Consider the following 22,600-nt stretch of genomic DNA (forward strand, 5'->3'; position numbering starts at 1 on the left):
GATGCTGTATTTTTTAGTCAGTCTGACATTCTGTTTCATAGGTGAATATGCCCAATCCGATTGCAACACCACCCGCCGATGAACATGCGCTACTTGAGCGCACACAGGCGCTTGCCGGCTATACGCTGGCAGAACTTGCTGTACAAGCCAATCTGCCGCTGCCAGCCAACCTTAAACGCGACAAAGGATGGATCGGTGTATTGCTTGAGCGCTTTCTCGGTGCCAGTGCGGGCAGCAAACCAGAACAGGATTTTCCGGAAATTGGCGTGGAGCTAAAAACTATTCCGATTGATGACCGGGGCAGGCCGCTTGAAACCACCTTCGTGTCGGTGGCTCCGCTGACCGGCAACAGCGGTGTGACATGGGAAAGCAGCCATGTGCGGCATAAGTTGGCTCGAGTGCTGTGGATCCCGGTAGAAGGGTCGCGTGACATCCCGCTTGGCGAACGGCACATCGGCACGCCGCTTATCTGGAGCCCCTCTCCCGAGGAGGAAGATCTGCTGCGTAGGGATTGGGAAGAACTGATGGACCTGATTGTGCTCGGCAAAGTGGAGAGCATCACCGCGCGTCACGGCGAGGTATTACAATTACGCCCCAAAGGAGCCAACAGCAAGGCGCTAACACAAGCGATCGGCGAGTTTGGTCAGCCCATCATGACGCTACCTCGCGGTTTCTATTTAAAGAAAACCTTTACCGGCCCAATGCTAGCCCGTCACTTCCATCTTTAAACGGTACAGATAATGCGTATCGTTTTTTCTTGCCAGAAAGCCGAAAGCGAAGCGTATAATCTACGTTTACATTTAGTTTAGGTGTGATTGATATAACGTCCTATTGGATTGTTGATTCGAATGCATGGCTGGCGCTCGGCACGCTGACCATTTTGAAGATCGTACTAGGCTGTGTCCCTTAATTGCGTAACCGGCGGTAAAACAAGCGGATGCAGCCCAGTTTCACCATTGCTAGATAGTTTCTTACCATTTTTTCATAACGTGTGGCGATCCGTCGATATTCCTTTAAACGGCCAAAGCACCTTTCCACAACGTTGCGACGGCGATAAGCATCACGATCAAGTTGCGAGCGTCCATCTGAAGCCAGTTTTTCATTTGATTTTCGGGGAATAACCGTTTTTATCCCTCTTTTTTTCAACTCGTTACGTAGTGCATTCCCAGAGTAGGCTTTGTTAGCCAGTACTGCATGGCCACGACGCTTCATGCTGCCGTTCTGGCGTTGCACGCCAATTCCGTCCAGGAGTCGTAACGCAAACAGGCTTTCGTGACCCTGCCAAGCACTCAGTACGATGTTTAGCGGGATGCCGCTTCCGTCAGTCGCCATGTGGATTTTGGTGCCATAACCACCTCGTGAGCGACCCAGGCTATTATCGTTGGTAATATCGAGATGTTTTTTTGAGCGCCAGCCGCACATTTGAGCGCACGGATATTATAGCCAAGCGACTTAATTTTGATTACACCATATGGACTGAGAACAAAATCTCTGTATCGCAACCACTCTCTCTTTTTTTGCTTTTTGCTTGTGCCCATTTATGCTCAATGGGGTTAAGATCTGGCGAATATGTAGGCAAATACTCCACCATATACCCTGCATCGATGAGGACTTGTTGAATATTATGTTTTTTGTGAAAAGTTGCATTGTCCATCACGATTACACTGTTTAGGGAGCCTGTTTAAGATTTTGTGTAAATGCCTTTCCTCAGAAGTGACCGTCAAGGCGGTCACCGAACTCGATAATAAAGCGACTCATTGCCATACGCCAGTCCTGTAAGGGCATCGTCCATTTCTGTGATGCCGCCTGGATTGCCAGACATACGACCTTCTTCACCGAATCATCAGTCGTGAACACCTTGCGTTTCTTAATTGCATGCCGGAGCACGTTGTTCAGTGATTCTATAGCGTTCGTCGTGTAGATTACCTTGCGAAGTTCCTGCGGGTACGAGAAGAATGTCGACAGGTTGGCCCAGTTTGACTGCCAGCTCCAGCTTATCTGCGGATAGCGGTGATCCCATGTCCCACCGAACGTCTCCAGCGCCTGAAGCCATAGGTATAGCCAACCGACTTAAAAATGATTACAGCCAATGCCCTGATATGTGGCAAAAAAATACAGCTAATTGTTATCAAAATAATGTCGCTTGGCTATATCGGATTATTTGATATCAATATTAACAGCGATGTTTTCTATTCCTGGGTCACACAAGTCCTTATCCCAGTACTCCCTAAAAACAGTGTAATCGTGATGGACAATGCAACTTTTCACAAAAAACATAATATTCAACAAGTCCTCATCGATGCAGGGTATATGGTGGAGTATTTGCCTACATATTCGCCAGATCTTAACCCCATTGAGCATAAATGGGCACAAGCAAAAAGCAAAAAAAGAGAGAGTGGTTGCGATACAGAGATTTTGTTCTCAGTCCATATGGTGTAATCAAAATTAAGTCTTTTAGCTATATACCCGTCATATTTCAAGTTACAGGTGTGTTGGCTGCACTCGTTATTCGGTCCATCCCTAGACCTCACTTCTAACGAGCCCGCCGCAAACGGCGTTCAAAACGTAAACGTGTTGTCCTGCAACTCGAATTATTTAGGGGATAACGGATGGGTTTTCAGGATGAAAACAGGATGCATCAATGTGCAAGCGGTTTTGTGTTTATAACAGGGGGAACGTTCAATGTTAGATCATTTAAGTGTTCCGGTGGTCGCAGTCGGCAGTTTTATGAAAGCGCGCTGGCACCGCTAGGGTATCGTCTGATTAAAGATTTTAATCATGCGTTAAGTTTTGGTGTGTTGGAAGGATATGGAAAGTCCAGCGATCTTGGCGGCGAATTTTGGATCTATCAGGGGCTTTGTTGAATAATAGAGAATAATGCTGTTATGACACGCCTGTTTTGGATTAAAATGCTGATCGCTCCGGGATGCATCACTACGCTCTGGATTTAACATACTGATTTTACGTCAAGGGAATCCGCAGCCTTTATGGCTATGCAGCATAATATCTATTTATTCAACAAAGCCCCTATCATGGAAAAGCATTACCTTGCCCGGCGACGCATTTTGCATTTACTGCTGAAACGCGTGATATTGTTGATACATTTTATCATGAGGCAATCGAGGCGGGCAGACAGGATAATGGCAAGCTAGGAATTCGAGCGCTGTATCATGCCCATTATTATGCGGCATTTGTACGCGATCCTGATGGATATAACATCGAAGCCGTCTTTCATCGCAGTATTGCTTCTTAGTGATATCACTTCTTTTGTTGGCTGCAAACGATCAAAGAAAATCGGATCCTGATTGATACGCATGCTAATACACCAGCGGTATTAATTTTTCCGCCATTTTAATCGGGTCTTTGGGGGATAAAAACTTTTTGTCAAGGAAGGCGAAACGCAGGTGGTAATAACGATCGCAGATTAGAAAAGATATGCATGGAGTACAACGTTACTCCATGCATAACAAGACAAGTGATGCGCGCTAATACGGCAAGGAAGAGAACAAATTAAATCTCGAAATCTTCCAGCGTTTTGCTTCCGCCATCAATGGCTTCACGGATCGCTTTCGGCGTGCGGCCTTGGCCGGTCCAGGTTTGCTCGGTGCCATTCTCATCAATATATTTATATTTCGCCGGACGAGGATCGCGTTTGGCCTTGGCCGGTTTGGATTTCACGCTTTCCAGCAGTTCAGCCGGATCAATACCGTCTTCAAGAAGCTGAGCACGAATGGCATCCAGTCTTGCCAAACGTTCTGCCTGCTCTTTCTGAATTTTGCTGTCTTCTTCGCGGCGCTCTTCCACAATTGCAGTGAATTTGCTTAACAGCTCTTCCAGGGTTTCAAGATCGGTATCTCGGGCCTGAGCGCGAAGAGAACGAATATTACTTAGCACGTCAAAACTCATCATGGTGTTCCTTTAAAAAGAAGAGACATTATTAGCTTACAAGATATTTTTTGATTCTCCAATATACACCAGATACGCCGGCATGAAATATTTTTTATAGCGTCTTATGTAAAAAAATGCGTAACGCGAGGCGCGGGTAAAGCAGGGACGTTAATCGTTAGCTGGTTAATAACACAACGCCTCGTGGTTGCCTCTATTTATTATAGCTAAACGACTTAATTTTGATTGCATTATTTAAATGAGCTATTCAATTGATTTTAGACGTAAAGTGATATCTACACGGGAAGAAGAAGGGTTGAGTATCCGAGAAACAGCGAAGCAATTTCGGATTGGCCCTGCCTCTGTATCGCGTTGGATTAATCAAATAGCGTCAAAAGCATTGACCACGCGTCAGCGAAAGATCGATAAATTCGAGTTGATAAAAGATGTTGAACCATATCCAGATGCTTACCAAAAAGAACGTGCAGAGCGTTTTGGCGTTTGTCAGAAGGCCATTTGGCAAGCTCTTAAAAAGCTGAGATTGACCTATAAAAAAACGCTACGTCATCCGAAAGCCGACGAAAGCGCCCGGCAAGCATTTAAACAAAAAATACAACAGTATGAAAAAGAAGGTAAACCTATTGTTTTTATTGATGAAAGTGGTTTTCCACACGATACCCCACGGACTCACGGCTATTCCCCAAAAGGGGCTTTGTTGAATAATAGGTAATCATGCTGTTTTTCCATGCCAGTTTTGGTAGAAAATGCTTGTCATCTCAGGTGTACACTTTTCTCATGATGCCTAACTGCATGATTTTGCGTTGCGAGGATCTGTCGTTTCACTGGGGGTGCAGCATAAAATCTATTTATTCAACAAAGCCCCCAAAAGGTCAACGGTGTTTTGACCTGAAGAACGGGGGAGCCAAGGGAAGAACAAATGTTATCGGCACTTTATTAGGCACCACGCTGTTTGCTATCGGATTATTTGATATCAATATTAACAGCAATGTTTTCTATTCCTGGGTCACACAAGTCCTTATCCCAGTACTCCCTAAAAACAGTGTAATCGTGATGGACAATGCAACTTTTTACAAAAAACATGGCTTTGTTTAATAAACATATTTTATGCTGCACCCCCAGTGAAACGACAGATCCTCGCAACGCAAAATCATGCAGTTAGGCATCATGAGAAAAGTGTACACCTGAGATGACAAGCATTTTCTACCAAAACTGGCATGGAAAAACAGCATGACTCACTATTATTCAACAAAGACAAAAAACATAATATTCAACAAGTCATCATCGATGCAGGGTATATGCTGGAGTATTTGCCTACATATTCGCCAGATCTTAACCCCATTGAGCATAAATGGGCACAAGCAAAAAGCAAAAAAAGAGAGAGTGGTTGCGATACAGAGATTTTGTTCTCAGTCCATATGTTGTAATCAAAATTAAGTCGCTTGTCTATAGAACCACGCTAGGCGATGTAATTGAAATTTTTTGCCTAGCACGCTTCCACGTAAATATCCGTCTTTATCAAACTTGCCAATGACAGAACCAATGGGGTGTGTTTTCCTGAAAGCGACTTTCCTTTTAAAAAGTCCACTATCAGGATCATATGAAACAATTCTTTTTAAATCATATACCCAATAAACCTCAAGATGCAGGTTTGAGCACCTGAAAACAATCGTGAATTCTGGACGTCAGCGAGTCCGCTATTTCTGGTAGCGTATTGGTGAAAAAATTGAATATTGCATCCCGAAAATCGCGGGTGTTTTCAAAATAGCGATTATTCCGTGTATGCTCATTCATCACTTTCCACAGGCGTTCTATCGCGTTCAGATTCGGACTGTAAGGCGGTAAATAGTGAAGCTCTATGTTCACGACAAAGGCCCAATCCTTAATCAATTGGGTTCGGTGATAACCCGCACCGTCCAGTATTACATGGATTCTCTGTCGGTAATCAGGGTAACGTTTGCGTATCTCAATGAAAAAACGAGCAATGTTGTAGTCATTAATTGTTTTGTAATCCTGAATAACCGTACCGCCGATATCGCTCAGATTCAGCGCACCCAGTATATTCAGACGGGTTCGACTTCCCGTTGTTTTAACTGACTTTTTATGCCCTTTTCGTATCCATCCATAACTGAGCTTTGTGGCTTGTGTCGGATGAACCGCATCGATAAACAGAATCGGCTCATTGCTGGCTGTTTTCTTTAAATTCTCATAATATTCAATGAAATGCTTCTGATTTTCTTCACTGAACTTATGGGGTACGCCCGCCGGTTTTTTGTAGGAGAAACCGGCTTTGTTGAATAATATAGCCAAGCGACTTAATTTTGATTACAACATATGGACTGAGAACAAAATCTCTGTATCGCAACCACTCTCTCTTTTTTTGCTTTTTGCTTGTGCCCATTTATGCTCAATGGGGTTAAGATCTGGCCAATATGTAGGCAAATACTCCACCATATACCCTGCATCGATGATGACTTGTTGAATATTATGTTTTTTGTGAAAAGTTGCATTGTCCATCACGATTACACTGTTTTTAGGGAGGACTGGGATAAGGACTTGTGTGACCCAGGAATAGAAAACATCGCTGTTAATATTGATATCAAATAATCCGATAGCAAACAGCGTGGTGCCTAATAAAGCGCCGATAACATTTGTTCTTCCCTTGGCTCCCCCGTTCTTCAGGCCAAAACACCGTTGACCTTTTGGGGAATAGCAGTGAGTCCGTGGGGGATCGTGTGGAAAACCACTTTCATCAATAAAAACAATAGGCTTACCTTCTTTTTCATACTGTTGTATTTTTTGTTGAAATGCTTGCCGGGCGCTTCCGTCGGCTTTCGGATGACGTATAGTCAACCGACTTAAAAATGATTACAGCCAATGCCCTGATATGTGGCAAAAAAATACAGTTAATTGTTATCAAAATAATGTCGCTTGGCTATAGAGTTTTTTTTATAGGTCAATCCCAGCTTTTTAAGAGCGTGCCAAATGGCCTTCTGACAAACGCCAAAACGCTCTGCACGTTCTTTTTGGTAAGCATCTGGATATGGTTCAACATCTTTTATCAACTCGGATTTATCGCTCTTTCGCTGACGCGTGGTCAATGCTTTTGACGCTATTTGATTAATCCAACGCGATACAGAGGCAGGGCCAATCCGAAATTGCTTCGCTGTTTCTCGGATACTCAACCCTTCTTCTTCCCGTGTAGATATCACTTTACGTCTAAAATCAATTGAATAGCTCATTTAAATAATGCAATCAAAATTAAGTCGTTTAGCTATAGTGAGTCATGCTGTTTTGCCAAGCCAGTTTTGGTAGAAAATGCTTGTCACCTCAGGTTTACAGTTTTCTTATGAGGACTAACTGCATGATTTTGCGTTGCGAGGATCTGTCGTTTCACCGGGGGTGCAGCATAAAATATGTTTATTCAACAAAGCCGGAGAAACCATGACGGTGCAACCACTTGTTCATGCCGGGAATACTGAATCGGATAGCCCAGCGATGTTCGACATAAGCCACGATGTCGTGGGTATGATGGAAAAGATGTTGAGATAAATAGCTGATTAAGAGCGCAGTCTTTTCAGCACAAAGCCGACTTGCAGACCCACCGTTTTCAGGTTTAAGTTTGCGAGTGTTGACGTAATCGTTGATATGTTGGTTTACCGTCGTTTCGTGCAGACGCAGAGCTTGCGCAATCATCGCAGAGCTCCAGCCTTCGGAGGCCAGCAGGACGGCTTTGATGCGATCACAAACACGCTTATCACGACTGGTGTCATGAAGGTGTTCGAGTTCGGCTTTTTGCTTGTCGGTAATAAATATCTTCATAGTGGGTGAGCATGATCTGCTTACCGCGTAAAATCAAGCATCTTCAATGATCACGGGTATAAAGAGATATTTCTTTCATAATGCTTCGCCTTGGCACAGTTATAATGGTTCTGCCAAAGGCGGTGACGATGCCGCTTTTCGGGTGCCCCTTATTGGCAGAATTTAGTTAACACCGCCGCTAAGTGGGCGCTGTGTGATTTCAGGGAATAGGGATAGGAGCCGATCTCACGATCAACTTCCTCCCACACCACCGTACATACGGATCCGTATACGGCGGTTCAGTTATAGTCAACCGACATTATTTTGATAACAGCCAGCTATGCTTTTTTGCCGCATATCAGGGTATCTGTTGTAATCATTTTTAAGTCGGTTGGCTATATGTTATATCGTCGCCCACCTTATATCCGGCAGGCCCATTTCTCTGAAATGTCTATTTGGTAGGGCTATGCACAGCGCTGGTGACAGACTGATCCGCCATTGCTTGTGACAACTGCCCACTGTCTGGGCTGCAAGGTCCTTATAGCCAAGCGACATTATTTTGATAACAATTAGCTGTATTTTTTTGCCACATATCAGGGCATTGGCTGTAATCATTTTTAAGTCGGTTGGCTATACCGCCCCCTCTCACCCTGAGCTCGCTATAACGAGTCCGCCCTTTCTTCCACTGTTTCCACAGCAGACTGCACGACCTCCTTCTTACCCACCCCAGCAGGTTGCGCGTCAGTGACGGTAACTCGTTCAGACTGTAGTAGTTCCGCCATCCCGTCAGATATACCCTGAGTTTGCCGATAACCTGTTCCAGACTGCGGCCTTTGCTGCGCCCGGTTATCTCTCTCAGGCGGGATTTAGCCCGTCTTATCGACTCATAGGTATCTACACATCTTTGGCAATATCTGCTATTACGTTGCTGCATGATCTCAACTTATCCATCGGCGGGATTGATGCCCGCCTTAACCGGCGTTATCAGCGTCTGCTTAAGCAACACATGACTCCTGCAGCACCATTGGCGTCAGCCGTTAAAAACCTTGCCTGCGCGCAGAAAACAACATTCGCCACTACTCAGGCCGTTTGGCGTTTTTTTAATAATGAACGTATTAGCTTCAGTCAGCTCAATGAACCGATTATTTCGCTGGCTCTCCGGCAGGTTGCACTTAGCCCGCATCCATACGCTCCCGTCGTTCACGACTGGTCTCATTTACAGTTTCGTACCCACAATGGGAAAGAAGAACGTTTGAAAATGACGCATGGTGGCGACGTCGGTTATGAACCACAAACCCGCCTACTGCTTGATGCTGCAAATGGTTTACCAATAGCGCCCCTGTCTCAAACTCTAACCGATAGGGCGGGTTGTCGTTCAACGCTAACCGAGGGTTTGTCTGAGAGTCTGACTCATATGGATGCTTTGACGGCTGATATCGCCCGCGTTGAGTCTCTTGATACCGGGAAGAAGTTAGTTCATCTCATTGACCGTGAAGGTGACTCTATCGGGCATATGCGCACATTAAGCTCCCAGGGAATATGTTGGCTTATCCGGGGAAAGGAAGGGCATCGGGCCGAGTGGGGCGGTGACACCCGTAAAATTGGTGAAATTGCAGACGATTTGCCATTTATCGCAAACGGACAGGTTGGCTGGAAAGGGAAAAAAGCCAATATGGAGATCGGGGAAACATCCGTGATCATAACGCGAACAGCAAAAGCGAAGCGGAAAGACAAGAACACCGGACGGCGAGTGAAAGTTCAGCCAGGCGTAGCTCTGACACTCAGATTAGTTGTACTAGCTCAGACCTGATCTGACAGTTACCCATTATTTATACAGGTGTCTGTCAGATTACATCTGGTTCAGATTCTTTTCTGCCCAGATCCGTTTTCCATCGAGTAAAGTGGCCATCTGCGTACGCCCGCAGCACATTTTTCCCTGATGAGTTCGCTCAGTATTGTAATGCCACAACCAGTTGTCCAGATCTGCCTGCAGGCTTTCCAGGTCTCCATATAACTTCTTGCCGAACGTAACCTGATAAAAATCCTGCAAAATGGTTTTATGGAAGCGCTCGCAGATGCCGTTCGTCTGCGGAGACATCGCCTTCGTTTTCGTATGCTCGATATCGTTGATAGCCAGATAAAGCTGATAATCATGCTGCTCCACTTTACCACAGTACTCCGCACCCCTGTCGGTCAATATTCTCAGCACCGGCAGTCCCTGAGCCTCGTAGAACGGGAGTACGCTATCATTGAGCAGGTCGGCGGCGGTGAGCGGTGTTTTATTTGTATACAGCTTGCAGTGCGCCACTTTCGAGTACGTATCCACGAACGTCTGCTGGTAGATACGGCCCACCCCCTTCAGATTGCCCACGTAGAAGGTGTCCTGCGAGCCCAGATACCCGGGATGTGCCGTCTCGATTTCACCGCAGGCCTCATCATCGTGCGCCTTCTTCTCCAGGGCTGCGATTTGAGCGTCGGTAAGGACAATGCCTTCTCTGGCGACCTTTTCCTCAAGCGCCTTCAGGCGTTTACGGAAGTTCTCCAGGTCGTGTCGTTGCCAGATGGAGCGCACGCCGCTGCCGGAGATAAATACGCCTTTTTTACGCAGCTCATTACTGGTCCGGTGCTGCCCATGGGGCGGGAACTCAATAGCATAATCAACAACCGCGCGTTCAGTGGCTTCGTCGGCGCGGTTCTTCAGGTTCGGAACCCGGCGGTTCTGGTTAACCAGCGCATCAATGCCGCCTTCAGCAGCCAGTTCCTGATAACGGTAAAATGTATCGCGTGACACACCCATGCTCTTGCAGGCTTTTGATACGTTACCGAGTTCTTCGGCGAGATTGAGCAGGCCGGCTTTGTGTTTGATAATGGGATTGTTAGTATGAAGCATGAGAGTTACCTCGCGTTTTGTTTTAGGATTAGACACCCATATCAAAACCGGTATAGCCAACCGACTTAAAAATGATTACAGCCAATGCCCTGATATGTGGCAAAAAAATACAGCTATAATGTCGCTTGGCTATATTGCTGTCGTCTGCGTAGCGGACGTGCTTCAGGCCGCGCTTTTCAAGCTCGCGATCCAGTTCATCCAGCAACACATTCGACAACAGGGGCGACAACGGACCACCCTGCGGTGTGCCTTCCATCTGTGGGCTGACCAGCCCTGCCTGCATGATTACAGCATTCAGGAAGGCCCGGATAAGCTTTAACACCCGCTTATCCGTTATCCGCTTTGCCACCCGGCTCATCAGTACATCGTGGTTTACCCGGTCAAAGAATTTTTCGAGGTCGATGTCCAACCACCCAGTGGTGGCCTTCTTCCACGTATTTCTTTGCTCGCTTCACCGCATGATGCGCTGACCTGCCAACGCTGAACCCATAGCTGCTTTCACTGAAGGTCGGATCCCACTGGCTTTGCAGCACCTGCATCACTGCCTGCTGGATGAACCTGTCCATTACCGTCGGGATTCCCAGTTGTCGAGTTCCTCCCTCGGGTTTCGGTATGTCCACCCTACGGACGGGCTGAGGTTTGTATCTGCCAGCCAGCAGGTTACTCCGCAGTTCCGGCCACTGGCGTTTCAGATGGTCGGGGAGTTCGCTCACGCTTATTCCGTCCACACCCGGCGCGCCTTTGTTGGCTTTTACTCTTTTCAGCGCCTGCTTCAGATTTTCTTGGTTGAGGATAACCTCCATGAGACTATCCCCGGACGACGGGCTTTCCCGCTCCGGTTATGTCTGGACGGTTTCAGCCCCTGATGGGGCAGGAGTCGGGGCTTCACCCCTTCTGCTCTCATCGGGGTCGCATTGCGTTTTCTGCTGCATGACCGTTCAGAACCTCCGGCGATACTCGCCACTCATCACTGTTCGGGCCTTCAGGTTTCCCCTACTATGCCCTCTGCTGACTTCTGCATAGCGATCAGCGCACCTCACGATGAGCTCAGTCCTGAATGCAGGACGCTATGCAGACCTCCCGGGGTAAACCCGACCGCCTTCACCACACACCTGCCTGATTTACTCACTCGACCGTTGATGGTTATGGCCTTCGCGATCATATGCTCGCTCTGCCGATCGGATGAGCCTTGTATCAGGTTTCTGTTCGTCAGGTCATGGCTTTGCTCCACGCTTCCTTCAGACCCTACCTCGCGATGACGCCCTTGCACTTCGCTAGTCCTTCGCCACCATCAGACTGTACAGGGGACTTTCACCCCCAAGCTGTCGGGCATGCCCGGCACACATAAAAAAGCCACGCCGAAGCGTAGCCTTGGGATTAAGTGCAAGATAGCGTCTGGCGGCGCATTTCCACATCTGATATAGCCAACCGACATTATTTTGATAACAGCCAGCTATGCTTTTTTGCCGCATATCAGGGTATCTGTTGTAATCATTTTTAAGTCGTTTAGCTATATCGTTAACTCGCCAAAATTTACTATTCAGACACGGAGAAATTAAATGAGCGAATCAAATAAACCCTCTGAAGAAAGTAAGCCGCAAACAGCACCTAAGCCTACGCCACAGCCAGCCGAAAGGAATCTGAGAACAAGTTATACCTTCGTTGCCGATTCTGCTGAAAACATCAGAAAAAAAGGTAAGTAAGTACTGAAATTACAAGTGCGCAAACAGAGGTGAGAATTGTAGTGATTCTTACCCTTTCCAGCTCTCGGCCTATTCTGGCATTCTCTTTTTTACTCATCTCGGCCATTTTGGTTAAATCCGCAAGCCGGTAACGCCTCAAGACGTTCAATGTTGAGCGTGTTGCGAGTTATGCTCATTCCTGGTGTACGGGGTTTCGGGGAGGGGGGCATATCCTGCTGATTGATTTCGTGGATGATTTCAACAACAGAGAGATGATACCCTATGAAAAAGTCTACCCTACAGGTCTCCGCAGAACCAGATATTGCCGGTGATCCCTTGCATGAACTCATTCGTAATGGTGCCAGGCAACTGATAGCTGCCGCCGTTGAGGTTAAGCTCGAAGCCATGCTGCAACAACATGCTGAACGCCGCCTTGACGACGGGCGTCATGCTGTCGTTCGTAACGGCTATTTGCCACAGCGAGCCATACAGACGGGTATTGGGGATGTTGAAATTATAGCTAAACGACTTAATTTTGATTACATTATTTAAATGAGCTATTCAATTGATTTTAGACGTAAAGTGATATCTACACGGGAAGAAGAAGGGTTGAGTATCCGAGAAACAGCGAAGCAATTTCGGATTGGCCCTGCCTCTGTATCGCGTTGGATTAATCAAATAGCGTCAAAAGCATCGACCACGCGTCAGCGAAAGAGCGATAAATCCGAGTTGATAAAAGATGTTGAACCATATCCAGATGCTTACCAAAAAGAACGTGCAGAGCGTTTTGGCGTTTGTCAGAAGGCCATTTGGCACGCTCTTAAAAAGCTGGGATTGACCTATAAAAAAACTCTACGTCATCCGAAAGCCGACGAAAGCGCCCGGCAAGCATTTCAACAAAAAATACAACAGTAGGAAAAAGAAGGAAAACCTATTGTTTTTATTGATGAAAGTGGTTTTCCACACGATCCCCCACGGACTCACGGCTATTCCCCAAAAGGTCAAGAGCCTGTTTAAGATTTTGTGTAAATGCCTTTCCTCAGAAGTGACCGTCAAGGCGGTCACCGAACTCGATAATAAAGCGACTCATTGCCATACGCTAGTCCTGTAAGGGCATCGTCCATTTCTGTGATGCCGCCTGGATTGCCAGCCATACGACCTTCTTCACCGAGTCATCAGTCGGGAACACCTTGCGTTTCTTGATTGCATGCCGGAGCACGCTGTTCAGTGATTCTATAGCGTTCGTCGTGTAGATTACCTTGCGAAGTTCCTGCGGGTACGAGAAGAATGTCGACAGGTTGGCCCAGTTTGAGTGCCAGCTCCGGCTTATCTGCGGATAGCGGTGATCCCATGTCCCACCGAACGTATCCAGCGCCTGAAGCGCAGCCTCTTCGGTTGGAGCCTGACACACTGCTTTGAGGTCGCGTGTTATAGCCAAGCGATATTATTTTGATAACAATTAGCTGTATTTTTTGCCACATATCAGGGCATTGGCTGTAATCATTTTTAAGTCGGTTGGCTATACCGCCTTATAGTCCTTCCAGGCAACGAAGCGCAGACTGTTGCGCACCATGTGCACGATGCACAACTGGATGCGGGCTTCCGGGTAGACCGTGTTGATGTCATCCGGGAACCCTTTCAGGCCGTCCACACAGGCAATGAGGATGTCGGTCAGGCCACGGTTTTTCAGTTCTGTCAGCACGTTCAGCCAGAACTTTGCGCCTTCATTTTCGGCCAGCCACATCCCCAGTAGCTCTTTCTGGCCTTCGATATTGATACCCAGTGCCAGGAACACAGACTTATTGATAACGCGGCTGTCCTGCCGGACTTTCAGAACGATATAGCCAAGCGACATTATTTTGATAACAATTAGCTGTATTTTTTTGCCACATATCAGGGCATTGGGTGTAATCATTTTTAAGTCGGTTGGCTATATCAGTTGCCTAGCACCATTACGAATGAGTTCATGCAAGGGATCACCGGCAATATCTGGTTCTGCGGAGACCTGTAGGGTAGACTTTTTCATGGGGTATCATCTCTCTGTTGTTGAAATCATCCACGAAATCAATCAGCAGGATACGCCACCCTCCCCGAAACCCCGTACACCAGAAATGAGCATAACTCGGTTAAAAGTCGTGCGATGGTATTGTTATTATCTTTTTTTATAAGTGGACATCAGGCACAAGGCTAACCTGTGCCTGGGGTTAATCAATCGAAGAGTTAGGCGTTTTCGTCGGTATAACGCTTCGCTTTGTAGGCCGGATGCATCAGATTCTGCGTGGAGAAAATGTCATCCAGTTCACTTTCGGTCAGCAAGCCACGCTCCAGCACCACTTCACGCACGCTCTTACCGGTTTCGGCGCAAATCTTGCCAACAATGTCGCCATTGTGGTGGCCAATAAACGGGTTGAGGTAGGTGACAATACCGATGGAATTGAAGACATAAGCTTCACAAACGGCTTTGTTGGCGGTGATGCCATTGACGCATTTTTCCAGCAAGTTGTAGCAGGCGTTGGTTAGGATCTGGATAGACTCGAACATCGCCTGACCGATGACCGGTTCCATCACGTTGAGCTGCAACTGACCAGCTTCAGACGCCATAGTGACGCAAGTGTCGTTGCCGATCACCTTGAAGCACACCTGATTGACCACTTCCGCTACCACCGGATTGACCTTGGCCGGCATGATGGAAGAGCCCGCCTGCAATTCCGGCAGGTTGATTTCATTGAGGCCAGCGCGCGGGCCGGAAGAGAGCAGACGCAGGTCGTTGCAGATTTTCGACATCTTCACCGCCAGACGTTTCAGCGCACCATGCACCATCACGTAAGCACCGCAGTCGGAGGTGGCTTCGATCAAATCCTCGGCCGGGACGCACGGCAGCCCGCTTACTTCTGCCAGGCGTTGTACCGCAAGATGCTGGTACTCATCCGGCGTATTCAGTCGCGTGCCGATGGCCGTCGCACCCAGATTCACTTCCAGCAGCAGTTCTGCGGTACGCAGCAGGTTTTTGTTCTCTTCTTTCAGCAGTACGTAGAAAGCATGGAATTCCTGGCCCAGCGTCATCGGCACCGCGTCCTGTAGCTGGGTGCGTCCCATCTTCAGGATGGTTTCAAATTCTTTGGCCTTGTGCTCGAAGCCATCCGCCAGCTGAGTGATGGCTTCGACCAGTTTCAGAATGGAACTGTACACCGCAATACGAAAGCCGGTGGGATAGGCATCGTTGGTGGACTGGCATTTGTTCAGATGATCGTTAGGGTTGAGGTACTGGTATTCGCCTTTTTTATGGCCCATCAGTTCCAGACCAATGTTGGCGAGCACTTCGTTGGTGTTCATGTTCACCGAGGTGCCCGCACCGCCCTGATAGACATCAACCGGGAACTGATCCATGCATTTGCCGTTGTTCAATACTTCATCGCAGGCGCGGATAATGGTATCGGCGATCAGGCGGGGAATGGTTTTCAATTCACGGTTCGCTAATGCAGCCGCTTTTTTAACCATAACCATCGCGCGGGCAAATTCAGGAATATCACTGATTTTATGATTACTGATATAAAAGTTCTCGATGGCACGCAACGTATGAATACCGTAATAAGCATCGGAGGAAACTTCACGGGTACCCAACAGATCTTCTTCAATACGGGTGTTATTTGACATAGTCACTATTCCTTTTTTAATTCATGAACCGTTTTTATTATTGACCCACCGGTTCACGCTGCTTACAAATAGGGTCCATGGATTCATCAGCCAATAAAAGGCCGCACGATATTTTTCAATATCGAGTAGTATTAGCGGGCTTTGTTGAATAAACATATTTTATGCTGCACCCCCGGTGAAACGACAGATCCTCGCAACGCAAAATCATGCAGTTAGGCCTCATAAGAAAACTGTAAACCTGATGTGAAAAGCATTTTCTACCAAAACTTGCTTGAAAAACAGCATGACTCACTATTATTCAACAAAGCCTATTAGCGTGTTGCGAATGCTGTGATGAGTGACCTAAAGGCGTTTCTCCGGTCACTTTACCAACTCGGCACATTATTCAGGGTATACAACCCACCACATCAAAGATGCTTATTTTATTTTTCTGTAATAGCGCCTGGCGCTATTACATTGCTTTAGGTTTTTTTACTGAAATTCGTTGTCCTTATTCCGAGGTTTCATCGGCATTGAGGCTTTGTTGAATAAATAGATTTTATGCTGGCAGCCCAGCGAAACGACGGATCCTCGAAACGTAAAATCATGCAGTTAGGCATCATGAGAAAAGTGTACACCTGAGATGACAAGCATTTTCAACCAAAACTGGCATTGAAAAACAGCATGATTACCTATTATTCAACAAAGCCCGGCATTGATTGAGACCAATTTTTCAATACCGCGATGCAGGCTTTCCAGTTTAGGAATAAATACCGTTTCGATAATTTCACGCGTCACGTCACAGGCCTCCTGGACAAAGGCGCTGTATTCATCACGATGCGCCAAAATATACAACGAGCGCTTCATGTTCAGCTGTTCGGGCATATGGGTCAGCACCTGGCGCGAATACGCTTCCGATTGTAAAAAGCTGATCGGTGTGGTCACTGCCCATCCCAAACCTGCGACAACCATTGCCGTCAGGGTATCCGCATTATCAAATTCGAGCTGATTAGGTACACGGATATCAATCCGGCGCAGATAACGTTCAATCTGCATGCCAATCTGAGAGTTGCGGTTAAAACGTACCAGAGGCATGGTGGCCGAAAGCTCGCGAAGATCTTCAATCGTCCTGATACGTTTACGATAATCCGGAGGCGTGATAATGAAATAGCCTTCAGAGAACAGGCGATAACGCACCACGCTGTCGCTGTCCATCAGCGGATCGCTGGTCACGATGAGATCCAGTTCACGCCGAATCAGTGCTTCACCTTGTTGGGGACTCAGCCCGGTTCTGATTAACAGCTGCGATGAGCTGCTCAATAAACGTTTGGTAAATACCGATCCGCAGGTGATCGCAAAAGAATCCACTAGGCCGATACGCAGGTCCGGTTTGATGCCCTTACCCGCTTCCAGTACTTGTGCTTTCAGGTTGGCAATTTCTTGCGTCAGCACCTCACCGCGATTTTTGAGCGCAATACCATAGGGCGTCAGAACAAACGGACGGCGCGTACGGTTTACCAGCATCACGCCAAAATCATCTTCCAACTGGCGAATGGTCTGCGACACAGCCGATGGCGTCAGCCCTAGCCGGGAAGCGGCCGCTGTCATGCTTCCCTCTTCCGCCACGGTCACAAAAACCTGAACGGCATACATATCTATCGATTTATTGGCTGACATTGTTTTTTTAACCATTGAATATCGTCCGCGTTTCATCACCATCAATCTGGTTCAGCACGCGATGGACCTGACGTTCTTTCGCATTGGCGAGAGCCGCAGACCTTGTCACCGAGACCAGCTTAGAGAGCCGAGCATAGAAAAAATGTAAAACAAGTCACTGATTAATTTTTTCTTATAACTAGATTTAGCTACACTCAAGGTATCACATCGTGATAATTCACTGTAGTAATCGAGTAATTCACTATTTTTTCTGCCACAACCGGCCTGCAACAGAGAGCACGTCTTTGGGGAAATTTGCGGCTATCCTGACATCTTCTATAAAGATTTGCCCCAACGCTGCGTCAGGGCAAGGTGTGTCGTGGTATGTATTGCACGTGTTATTGGCGACAGATGCAAGGCCGATTTAAGGAAGACAGGCATACGCCATGCGTTATCAAGGTGGGCACACAGCGTAATAGCGTGCAGTGCCAACTACGGGCAGGTTATTTCACCTTGCGGTACTGGGGCTCACGCTGCTCTTGCGTCTGTTTGGCATCAATACTGCGTTCTGCCGTTGGGCGCAGCAGCAACCGGCGCAGGCCAATGGGTTCTCCGGTTTCAATACAATAGCCATAATCTCCCATTTCGATACGGCGCAACGCATCATCTACCTTTGGCAGCAGACGGCTTTCTCTGTCGATTTGTCTGAACAACACGCGTAGTTCTTCTTCATGCGCCGCTTTGTCGACATCATCACCACTGGTATCGTAGCGATAGATCTCTCCCTTCAGTTCCCCAATGTGCGCCAAGATAGTCTGCCGCTCCGTTTCCAACCGCCGACGGAAAAAATCCCGCTGAGTGCTATTCATATAGTCTGCTTCTGACATGCCAAGCAGCGTTTGTTCATCAATAGGCTGCGTTGAATCGTTCATTCAGGCTCCTCATGTTGTTCTATCTCCACGCTGTGTAATCCATTCAACATCCACAGCAAGGTGCGCAAGCCACGCGCTTAATATGTTATAATGTAACACTAATTATTTTAACTCTTTATGTATAGCCAACCGACTTAAAAATGATTACAGCCAATACCCTGATATGTGGCAAAAAAATACAGCTAATTGTTATCAAAATAATGTCGCTTGGCTATAATAACAAATTCACCCTGCGTAAACTGTGTTCATCCACATAAAATAAGAAAATAGCTTCATGATTCGCCCGTTTCGCCACTGATTCAGTGCTATCAGCGCTGAAAATGGTGCATAAACGCCTGCTGTAAGGAAAGCAGCGGAGTTAAAACACATAAAAACCATAAATATCAATACATTGAATGACTTCATCGCTCAAAAAATAGGCGACAAAACACAACAAAGCACGACAATACACGACATTTTTATCAATAACTTACCGCTTATTTCGACTTGCCGACCCCCTTCCTTGACGTGACAAATCACATTCACCCCGACCTGCTCCCTACTCTTGATGATGCGCTCGACCTCATAGCCGAGCGCCCTAGTTTGCTCCGCAATCACATTGGTTGTTCTGGCCATTCAATGTCAGTGGCATTCACATCAACACGACTCAACAGCACCACGTATTTTTGCCATTCAGTCAGCGCTGCTTTTTCTTCATCCGTGGCCATATCGAGGTCTACCGCATCCTGAAGGGGGCAATAGCGGTGGAGGCACTCTCTCAACCCCCAATGGCGTGATAGCAAACCTCCATTGCACGCCCCCGCCCGGAATTACTCCACAGATTCCACTGCACTGAAAACCCTGTTTTTGACAAATTTCTGGCTCTCATCACCCAGCCGTTAACTTCTGGGTCGCCATTTTATTTCACAAAAAGAAACGGGATTTCGGTAAATACTTTCGGGAAAATGACATCAAGCGGCGCACCATATGTTGAATTCAGACGCCCAAAAATTTCTATCTTCCCGTGGCTTTGTTGAATAAATAGATTTTATGCTGGCAGCCCAGCGAAACGACGGATCCTCGCAACGTAAAATCATGCAGTTAGGCCTCATGAGAAAAGTGTACACCTGAGATGACAAGCATTTTCAACCAAAACTGTCATGGAAAAACAGCATGATTACCTATTATTCAACAAAGCCTCTTCCCGTCCGAAAATTTTCGCCAGTAATACCCTGTACCAGACCCCGTTTCTACGATATCGACTAAACCGGTTTTTTTGGGCTGGAAGGTATTCCTCAGGTAAGCGTCCAGCCATTGATTGCCCCACATGCTACCGTAGATATAGCTAAGCGACATTATTTTGATAACAATTAGCTGTATTTTTTGCCACATATCAGGGCATTGGCTGTAATCATTTTTAAGTCGGTTGGCTATATCGACGGATCGCCACACGTTATGAAAAAATGGCAAAAAACTATCTAGCAATGGTGAAACTGGGCTGCATCCGCTTGTTTTACCGCCGGTTACGCAATTAAGGGACACAGCCTAGTTCCAGATTTGGACTGGTGCTTCTCATGCCCGAGGTGATGGGTCATTTCAGCATTAAGGGCAGCTTCAACGCTGAGCTTTTTCAGCAGGCTGATCAAACTGGTTGAGAGCGTCAGAGGTTTTGAGATTTTTGGCCAGCTCGTTAGCCAGAGCCTGTAACTGTTTTTCGTCCATAAAGTAACCTGCTTTTGATGTTGGATTGAACATATCAAAATCAGGCAATTACACAATCTCGTGTACAGGCTCATTAATTTTTTTGTTTAAGTTCCTGACTCGCTAAAAAATTTTTTTCGAGTATAAGGAGTTCTTTTTCTCTATGGCTTTGTTGAATAATAGGTAATCATGCTGTTTTTCCATGACAGTTTTGGTTGAAAATGCTTGTCATCTCAGGTGTACACTTTTCTCATGAGGCCTAACTGCATGATTTTACGTTGCGAGGATCCGTCGTTTCGCTGGGCTGCCAGCATAAAATCTATTTATTCAACAAAGGCTTTCTCTATCTCTAATTTTTTTGCTGGACAGCCAAAGTACATTCCCCATTCATTTAAATCTTTGGTGACGAGAGACTGTGCTCCGAAGGATACGCCCTCTTTAAGCGTTATATTAGGAAGAACAACAGTTCCAGAGCCGATGATAACATGTTTCTCGAGGGTAACTGTACCTTTTATCACACCTGTGTACTCTTCACTTATTGTTGGATTAGTCAGTTTCTTTCCTGAGTAGTCATCAGACTTGCTGTAAATTTTGACACCTTGTGAAAGGCCACAAAAATCTTTGATGATTATTCCTGCGCCCGCGGAAAGAAACGTGTATCCACCAATGTGCACATACGAGCCTATATTTAAGAATCCGGTTCCTGATGCAATAATGGTTGTGAATCCATCAATGGCTTTGTTGAATAAATCAGAACTTGTAACGACTGCGCCCCATACGGGTCGATTGTTACGTGATGCGAATACTGTTCAGCATTCCTAATAGCGTGATCAGGTTAAGCGCTTTGACCATGGCCATGGCTTCACCCACCTGAGCATCGTAGTCTCTCAAACTTAGATGACCACCCAGAAGCCTTTTGAACCGGAACATGGCCGTTTCAGCCACTGAGCGCCGGTGATAGCCCACTTTCTTTTTCCAGATATCGTTACTACCGCTAATGCGCTGATTTGCAACAGCGTGGTTACGCTCGTGGTAGCGATCTTGCCAATATTGCGCCCCCCTTCGTGGCATAGGTATCTACACATCATAAAGGGTTAAAAACCACCATAGCTAAGTGGGCAAGTTCTTCCGGGGTATAGTCTGCTAATAACGTCAAGGTATTTAGCTGGATGGATAGTCCGGCAAGCAGCGCTGGGGCGCTTTCTTTACGCCCTCGTTTTTGTTGTCGTCCGGATAATCGGCAAATTAACTGACGGGCTGCCGCATTGTCGTCTCCTTCAGCGCGTTGCAGCCGCCATACCAGCACACATGCCATGCTAGCTATCAATAACCTGCGTAGCAGGGCACCAGCACTGCGCTGAAGCCATTTTTCTACATCATGACCGGCACCTTTCAGCAGCTTAAAAAAGGATTCAATACCCCAGCGCCAGTAATACCAGCGAGCGACTTCCGCGCTGGTGAGCTCGTTGCTAACGTTTGTGAGCAGCGTCCAGCGTCCGATAAATTTACCGTGAGTATCGGTAAGGCGAACCACAACTAATCTGAGTGTCAGAGCTACGCCTGGCTGAACTTTCACTCGCCGTCCGGTGTTCTTGTCTTTCCGCTTCGCTTTTGCTGTTCGCGTTATGATCACGGATGTTTCCCCGATCTCCATATTGGCTTTTTTCCCTTTCCAGCCAACCTGTCCGTTTGCGATAAATGGCAGATCGTCTGCAATTTCACCAATTTTACGGGTGTCACCGCCCCACTCGGCCCGATGCCCTTCCTTTCCCCGGATAAGCCAACATATTCCCTGGGAGCTTAATGTGCGCATATGCCCGATAGAGTCACCTTCACGGTCAATGAGATGAACTAACTTCTTCCCGGTAGCAAGAGACTCAACGCGGGCGATATCAGCCGTCAAAGCATCCATATGAGTCAGACTCTCAGACAAGCCCTCGGTTAGCGTTGAACGACAACCTGCCCTATCGGTTAGAGTTTGAGACAGGGGCGCTATTGGTAAACCATTTGCAGCATCAACCAGTAGGCGGGTTTGTAGTTCATAACCGACGTCGCCACCATGCGTCATTTTCAAACGTTCTTCTTTCCCATTGTGGGTACGAAACTGTAAATGAGACCAGTCGTGAACGACGGGAGCGTATGGATGCGGGCTAAGTGCAACCTGCCGGAGAGCCAGCGAAATAATCGGTTCATTGAGCTGACTGAAGCTAATACGTTCATTATTAAAAAAACGCCAAACGGCCTGAATAGTGGCGAATGTTGTTTTCTGCGCGCAGGCAAGGTCTTTAACGGCTGACGCCAATGGTGCTGGGGGAGTCATGTGTTGGTTAACCAGACGCTGATAACGCCGGTTAAGGCGGGCATCAATCCCGCCGATGGATAAGTTGAGATCATGCAGCAACGTAATAGCAGATATTGCAAAA

Annotated in this window: 28 protein-coding genes and 10 pseudogenes; 15 read left to right on the forward strand and 23 right to left on the reverse strand. The window is 46.9% G+C overall.

What is annotated here, in order from left to right; all coding sequences use genetic code 11:
* Positions 1 to 47: 47 nt before the first annotated feature.
* Positions 48 to 728 carry a DNA mismatch repair endonuclease MutH gene (gene mutH, locus ACD630_RS02885; protein WP_430358059.1) on the forward strand — a complete coding sequence of 227 codons (681 nt, stop codon included), beginning with the start codon at positions 48 to 50 and terminating at the stop codon, positions 726 to 728.
* Between the two features lie 178 nt (positions 729 to 906).
* Here the strand turns inward: mutH and ACD630_RS02890 are convergent.
* From ACD630_RS02890 to ACD630_RS02900, 3 genes and pseudogenes are all read right to left on the reverse strand, one after another.
* Positions 907 to 1,445, reverse strand: a pseudogene (locus tag ACD630_RS02890) (IS5 family transposase); the annotation flags it as partial.
* A gap of 17 nt (positions 1,446 to 1,462) precedes the next feature.
* Positions 1,463 to 1,654: a transposase gene (locus ACD630_RS02895; RefSeq protein WP_430358060.1), complete on the reverse strand. Its 192-nt coding sequence runs from the start codon at positions 1,652 to 1,654 to the stop codon at positions 1,463 to 1,465.
* Positions 1,655 to 1,707: 53 nt separating this feature from the next.
* Positions 1,708 to 2,049, reverse strand: a pseudogene (locus ACD630_RS02900) (transposase); the annotation flags it as partial.
* Between the two features lie 27 nt (positions 2,050 to 2,076).
* On the opposite strand from ACD630_RS02900, the gene ACD630_RS02905 reads away from it, so the two are divergent.
* The 3 genes and pseudogenes from ACD630_RS02905 to ACD630_RS02915 all read left to right on the forward strand — a co-directional run.
* The gene (locus ACD630_RS02905; RefSeq protein WP_430358061.1) at positions 2,077 to 2,439 is read left to right on the forward strand and encodes a transposase; all 363 of its coding nucleotides are present in this window, start codon (positions 2,077 to 2,079) and stop codon (positions 2,437 to 2,439) included.
* Positions 2,440 to 2,609: 170 nt separating this feature from the next.
* On the forward strand, positions 2,610 to 2,864 hold the full coding sequence (locus ACD630_RS02910) for a hypothetical protein (RefSeq protein ID WP_430358062.1): 255 nt from the start codon (positions 2,610 to 2,612) through the stop codon (positions 2,862 to 2,864).
* A gap of 164 nt (positions 2,865 to 3,028) precedes the next feature.
* A pseudogene (locus ACD630_RS02915) lies at positions 3,029 to 3,253 on the forward strand (VOC family protein); the annotation flags it as partial.
* Between the two features lie 257 nt (positions 3,254 to 3,510).
* On the opposite strand, the gene ACD630_RS02920 reads toward ACD630_RS02915, so the two are convergent.
* Positions 3,511 to 3,909: an H-NS family nucleoid-associated regulatory protein gene (locus tag ACD630_RS02920; protein WP_430358063.1), complete on the reverse strand. Its 399-nt coding sequence runs from the start codon at positions 3,907 to 3,909 to the stop codon at positions 3,511 to 3,513.
* A gap of 235 nt (positions 3,910 to 4,144) precedes the next feature.
* On the opposite strand from ACD630_RS02920, the gene ACD630_RS02925 reads away from it, so the two are divergent.
* The 4 genes from ACD630_RS02925 to ACD630_RS02940 all read left to right on the forward strand — a co-directional run bounded on the left by ACD630_RS02925 (position 4,145) and on the right by ACD630_RS02940 (position 5,437).
* The gene (locus ACD630_RS02925) at positions 4,145 to 4,615 is read left to right on the forward strand and encodes an IS630 transposase-related protein (RefSeq protein ID WP_430358064.1); all 471 of its coding nucleotides are present in this window, start codon (positions 4,145 to 4,147) and stop codon (positions 4,613 to 4,615) included.
* Positions 4,616 to 4,695: 80 nt separating this feature from the next.
* Positions 4,696 to 4,998: a transposase gene (locus ACD630_RS02930; RefSeq protein ID WP_430358065.1), complete on the forward strand. Its 303-nt coding sequence runs from the start codon at positions 4,696 to 4,698 to the stop codon at positions 4,996 to 4,998.
* Positions 4,999 to 5,120: 122 nt separating this feature from the next.
* Positions 5,121 to 5,330 carry a transposase gene (locus ACD630_RS02935; protein WP_430358066.1) on the forward strand — a complete coding sequence of 70 codons (210 nt, stop codon included), beginning with the start codon at positions 5,121 to 5,123 and terminating at the stop codon, positions 5,328 to 5,330.
* A complete protein-coding gene (locus ACD630_RS02940; RefSeq protein ID WP_430358067.1) occupies positions 5,255 to 5,437 on the forward strand; it encodes a hypothetical protein in 183 nt (60 codons plus the stop codon). Before ACD630_RS02935 ends, ACD630_RS02940 begins: the two co-directional genes overlap by 76 nt.
* Positions 5,438 to 5,541: 104 nt before the next feature.
* On the opposite strand, the pseudogene ACD630_RS02945 reads toward ACD630_RS02940, so the two are convergent.
* The 5 genes and pseudogenes from ACD630_RS02945 to ACD630_RS02965 all read right to left on the reverse strand — a co-directional run.
* Positions 5,542 to 6,195: pseudogene (locus ACD630_RS02945) on the reverse strand (IS630 family transposase); the annotation flags it as partial.
* A complete protein-coding gene (locus ACD630_RS02950) occupies positions 6,152 to 6,304 on the reverse strand; it encodes a hypothetical protein (protein WP_430358068.1) in 153 nt (50 codons plus the stop codon). The pseudogene ACD630_RS02945 and the gene ACD630_RS02950, both read right to left, overlap by 44 nt.
* A complete protein-coding gene (locus tag ACD630_RS02955) occupies positions 6,229 to 6,756 on the reverse strand; it encodes an IS630 family transposase (RefSeq protein ID WP_430358069.1) in 528 nt (175 codons plus the stop codon). The genes ACD630_RS02950 and ACD630_RS02955 overlap by 76 nt, the downstream gene beginning before the upstream one ends.
* A 53-nt stretch (positions 6,757 to 6,809) precedes the next feature.
* On the reverse strand, positions 6,810 to 7,145 hold the full coding sequence (locus ACD630_RS02960; RefSeq protein ID WP_430358070.1) for an IS630 transposase-related protein: 336 nt from the start codon (positions 7,143 to 7,145) through the stop codon (positions 6,810 to 6,812).
* Between the two features lie 193 nt (positions 7,146 to 7,338).
* A pseudogene (locus ACD630_RS02965) lies at positions 7,339 to 7,725 on the reverse strand (helix-turn-helix domain-containing protein); the annotation flags it as partial.
* A gap of 303 nt (positions 7,726 to 8,028) precedes the next feature.
* Here ACD630_RS02965 and ACD630_RS02970 point away from each other — a divergent pair.
* Complete coding sequence (locus tag ACD630_RS02970) at positions 8,029 to 8,166, forward strand: hypothetical protein (RefSeq protein WP_430358071.1); 138 nt, start codon at positions 8,029 to 8,031, stop codon at positions 8,164 to 8,166.
* Here the strand turns inward: ACD630_RS02970 and ACD630_RS02975 are convergent.
* Together ACD630_RS02975 and ACD630_RS02980 are read right to left on the reverse strand one after the other, a co-directional pair.
* Positions 8,107 to 8,319 carry a hypothetical protein gene (locus tag ACD630_RS02975; RefSeq protein ID WP_430360128.1) on the reverse strand — a complete coding sequence of 71 codons (213 nt, stop codon included), beginning with the start codon at positions 8,317 to 8,319 and terminating at the stop codon, positions 8,107 to 8,109. The two genes, ACD630_RS02970 and ACD630_RS02975, sit on opposite strands and share 60 nt — an antisense overlap.
* Complete coding sequence (locus ACD630_RS02980; protein WP_430358072.1) at positions 8,243 to 8,638, reverse strand: group II intron maturase-specific domain-containing protein; 396 nt, start codon at positions 8,636 to 8,638, stop codon at positions 8,243 to 8,245. The genes ACD630_RS02975 and ACD630_RS02980 overlap by 77 nt, the downstream gene beginning before the upstream one ends.
* On the opposite strand from ACD630_RS02980, the gene ACD630_RS02985 reads away from it, so the two are divergent.
* The gene (locus tag ACD630_RS02985; RefSeq protein WP_430358073.1) at positions 8,630 to 9,514 is read left to right on the forward strand and encodes a hypothetical protein; all 885 of its coding nucleotides are present in this window, start codon (positions 8,630 to 8,632) and stop codon (positions 9,512 to 9,514) included. The genes ACD630_RS02980 and ACD630_RS02985 overlap by 9 nt on opposite strands.
* Positions 9,515 to 9,553: 39 nt before the next feature.
* Here the strand turns inward: ACD630_RS02985 and ACD630_RS02990 are convergent, their stop codons facing one another.
* From ACD630_RS02990 to ACD630_RS03000, 3 genes are read right to left on the reverse strand one after another with little or no spacing between them, the layout of a single operon-like run.
* Positions 9,554 to 10,594 carry an IS481 family transposase gene (locus ACD630_RS02990; RefSeq protein ID WP_430358074.1) on the reverse strand — a complete coding sequence of 347 codons (1,041 nt, stop codon included), beginning with the start codon at positions 10,592 to 10,594 and terminating at the stop codon, positions 9,554 to 9,556.
* Between the two features lie 28 nt (positions 10,595 to 10,622).
* Positions 10,623 to 11,003 carry a reverse transcriptase domain-containing protein gene (locus tag ACD630_RS02995; RefSeq protein WP_430358075.1) on the reverse strand — a complete coding sequence of 127 codons (381 nt, stop codon included), beginning with the start codon at positions 11,001 to 11,003 and terminating at the stop codon, positions 10,623 to 10,625.
* Complete coding sequence (locus tag ACD630_RS03000) at positions 10,975 to 11,397, reverse strand: reverse transcriptase domain-containing protein (protein WP_430358076.1); 423 nt, start codon at positions 11,395 to 11,397, stop codon at positions 10,975 to 10,977. Before ACD630_RS03000 ends, ACD630_RS02995 begins: the two co-directional genes overlap by 29 nt.
* 756 nt (positions 11,398 to 12,153) lie before the next feature.
* On the opposite strand from ACD630_RS03000, the gene ACD630_RS03005 reads away from it, so the two are divergent.
* From ACD630_RS03005 to ACD630_RS03020, 4 genes and pseudogenes are all read left to right on the forward strand, one after another.
* On the forward strand, positions 12,154 to 12,297 hold the full coding sequence (locus tag ACD630_RS03005; RefSeq protein ID WP_430358077.1) for a hypothetical protein: 144 nt from the start codon (positions 12,154 to 12,156) through the stop codon (positions 12,295 to 12,297).
* A gap of 261 nt (positions 12,298 to 12,558) precedes the next feature.
* Positions 12,559 to 12,792 (forward strand): annotated as a pseudogene (locus tag ACD630_RS03010) (IS256 family transposase); the annotation flags it as partial.
* A 36-nt stretch (positions 12,793 to 12,828) separates the two neighbouring features.
* The gene (locus tag ACD630_RS03015) at positions 12,829 to 13,191 is read left to right on the forward strand and encodes an IS630 transposase-related protein (protein WP_430358078.1); all 363 of its coding nucleotides are present in this window, start codon (positions 12,829 to 12,831) and stop codon (positions 13,189 to 13,191) included.
* 31 nt (positions 13,192 to 13,222) lie between these two features.
* Positions 13,223 to 13,387, forward strand: a complete 165-nt coding sequence (locus ACD630_RS03020) for a hypothetical protein (protein WP_430358079.1) — start codon at positions 13,223 to 13,225, stop codon at positions 13,385 to 13,387.
* Here the strand turns inward: ACD630_RS03020 and ACD630_RS03025 are convergent.
* From ACD630_RS03025 to ACD630_RS03045, 5 genes and pseudogenes are all read right to left on the reverse strand, one after another.
* Positions 13,376 to 14,134, reverse strand: a pseudogene (locus ACD630_RS03025) (transposase); the annotation flags it as partial. The gene ACD630_RS03020 and the pseudogene ACD630_RS03025 sit on opposite strands and share 12 nt — an antisense overlap.
* A 362-nt stretch (positions 14,135 to 14,496) precedes the next feature.
* On the reverse strand, positions 14,497 to 15,930 hold the full coding sequence (gene aspA, locus ACD630_RS03030; RefSeq protein ID WP_430359867.1) for an aspartate ammonia-lyase: 1,434 nt from the start codon (positions 15,928 to 15,930) through the stop codon (positions 14,497 to 14,499).
* A gap of 678 nt (positions 15,931 to 16,608) precedes the next feature.
* Positions 16,609 to 17,601 carry a LysR family transcriptional regulator gene (locus ACD630_RS03035; protein ID WP_430359868.1) on the reverse strand — a complete coding sequence of 331 codons (993 nt, stop codon included), beginning with the start codon at positions 17,599 to 17,601 and terminating at the stop codon, positions 16,609 to 16,611.
* A gap of 467 nt (positions 17,602 to 18,068) precedes the next feature.
* Positions 18,069 to 18,497 carry a TraR/DksA C4-type zinc finger protein gene (locus ACD630_RS03040; protein WP_430358080.1) on the reverse strand — a complete coding sequence of 143 codons (429 nt, stop codon included), beginning with the start codon at positions 18,495 to 18,497 and terminating at the stop codon, positions 18,069 to 18,071.
* Positions 18,498 to 19,090: 593 nt separating this feature from the next.
* A complete protein-coding gene (locus tag ACD630_RS03045; protein WP_430358081.1) occupies positions 19,091 to 19,279 on the reverse strand; it encodes a tail fiber assembly protein in 189 nt (62 codons plus the stop codon).
* 630 nt (positions 19,280 to 19,909) lie between these two features.
* Here ACD630_RS03045 and ACD630_RS03050 point away from each other — a divergent pair.
* Positions 19,910 to 20,011: pseudogene (locus tag ACD630_RS03050) on the forward strand (IS5 family transposase); the annotation flags it as partial.
* Between the two features lie 12 nt (positions 20,012 to 20,023).
* Here ACD630_RS03050 and ACD630_RS03055 read toward each other — a convergent pair.
* The 4 genes and pseudogenes from ACD630_RS03055 to ACD630_RS03070 all read right to left on the reverse strand — a co-directional run.
* Positions 20,024 to 20,198, reverse strand: a pseudogene (locus ACD630_RS03055) (IS256 family transposase); the annotation flags it as partial.
* Positions 20,199 to 20,500: 302 nt separating this feature from the next.
* On the reverse strand, positions 20,501 to 20,851 hold the full coding sequence (locus ACD630_RS03060; RefSeq protein WP_430358082.1) for a hypothetical protein: 351 nt from the start codon (positions 20,849 to 20,851) through the stop codon (positions 20,501 to 20,503).
* A 115-nt stretch (positions 20,852 to 20,966) separates the two neighbouring features.
* Positions 20,967 to 21,245, reverse strand: a pseudogene (locus tag ACD630_RS03065) (IS5/IS1182 family transposase); the annotation flags it as partial.
* Between the two features lie 16 nt (positions 21,246 to 21,261).
* Positions 21,262 to 22,578 carry a transposase gene (locus ACD630_RS03070; RefSeq protein WP_430358083.1) on the reverse strand — a complete coding sequence of 439 codons (1,317 nt, stop codon included), beginning with the start codon at positions 22,576 to 22,578 and terminating at the stop codon, positions 21,262 to 21,264.
* Between the last annotated feature and the right edge of the window lie 22 nt (positions 22,579 to 22,600).

Origin of the sequence: Symbiopectobacterium sp. RP, from assembly GCF_050472005.1 — a bacterium.
Lineage (GTDB): Bacteria > Pseudomonadota > Gammaproteobacteria > Enterobacterales > Enterobacteriaceae > Symbiopectobacterium.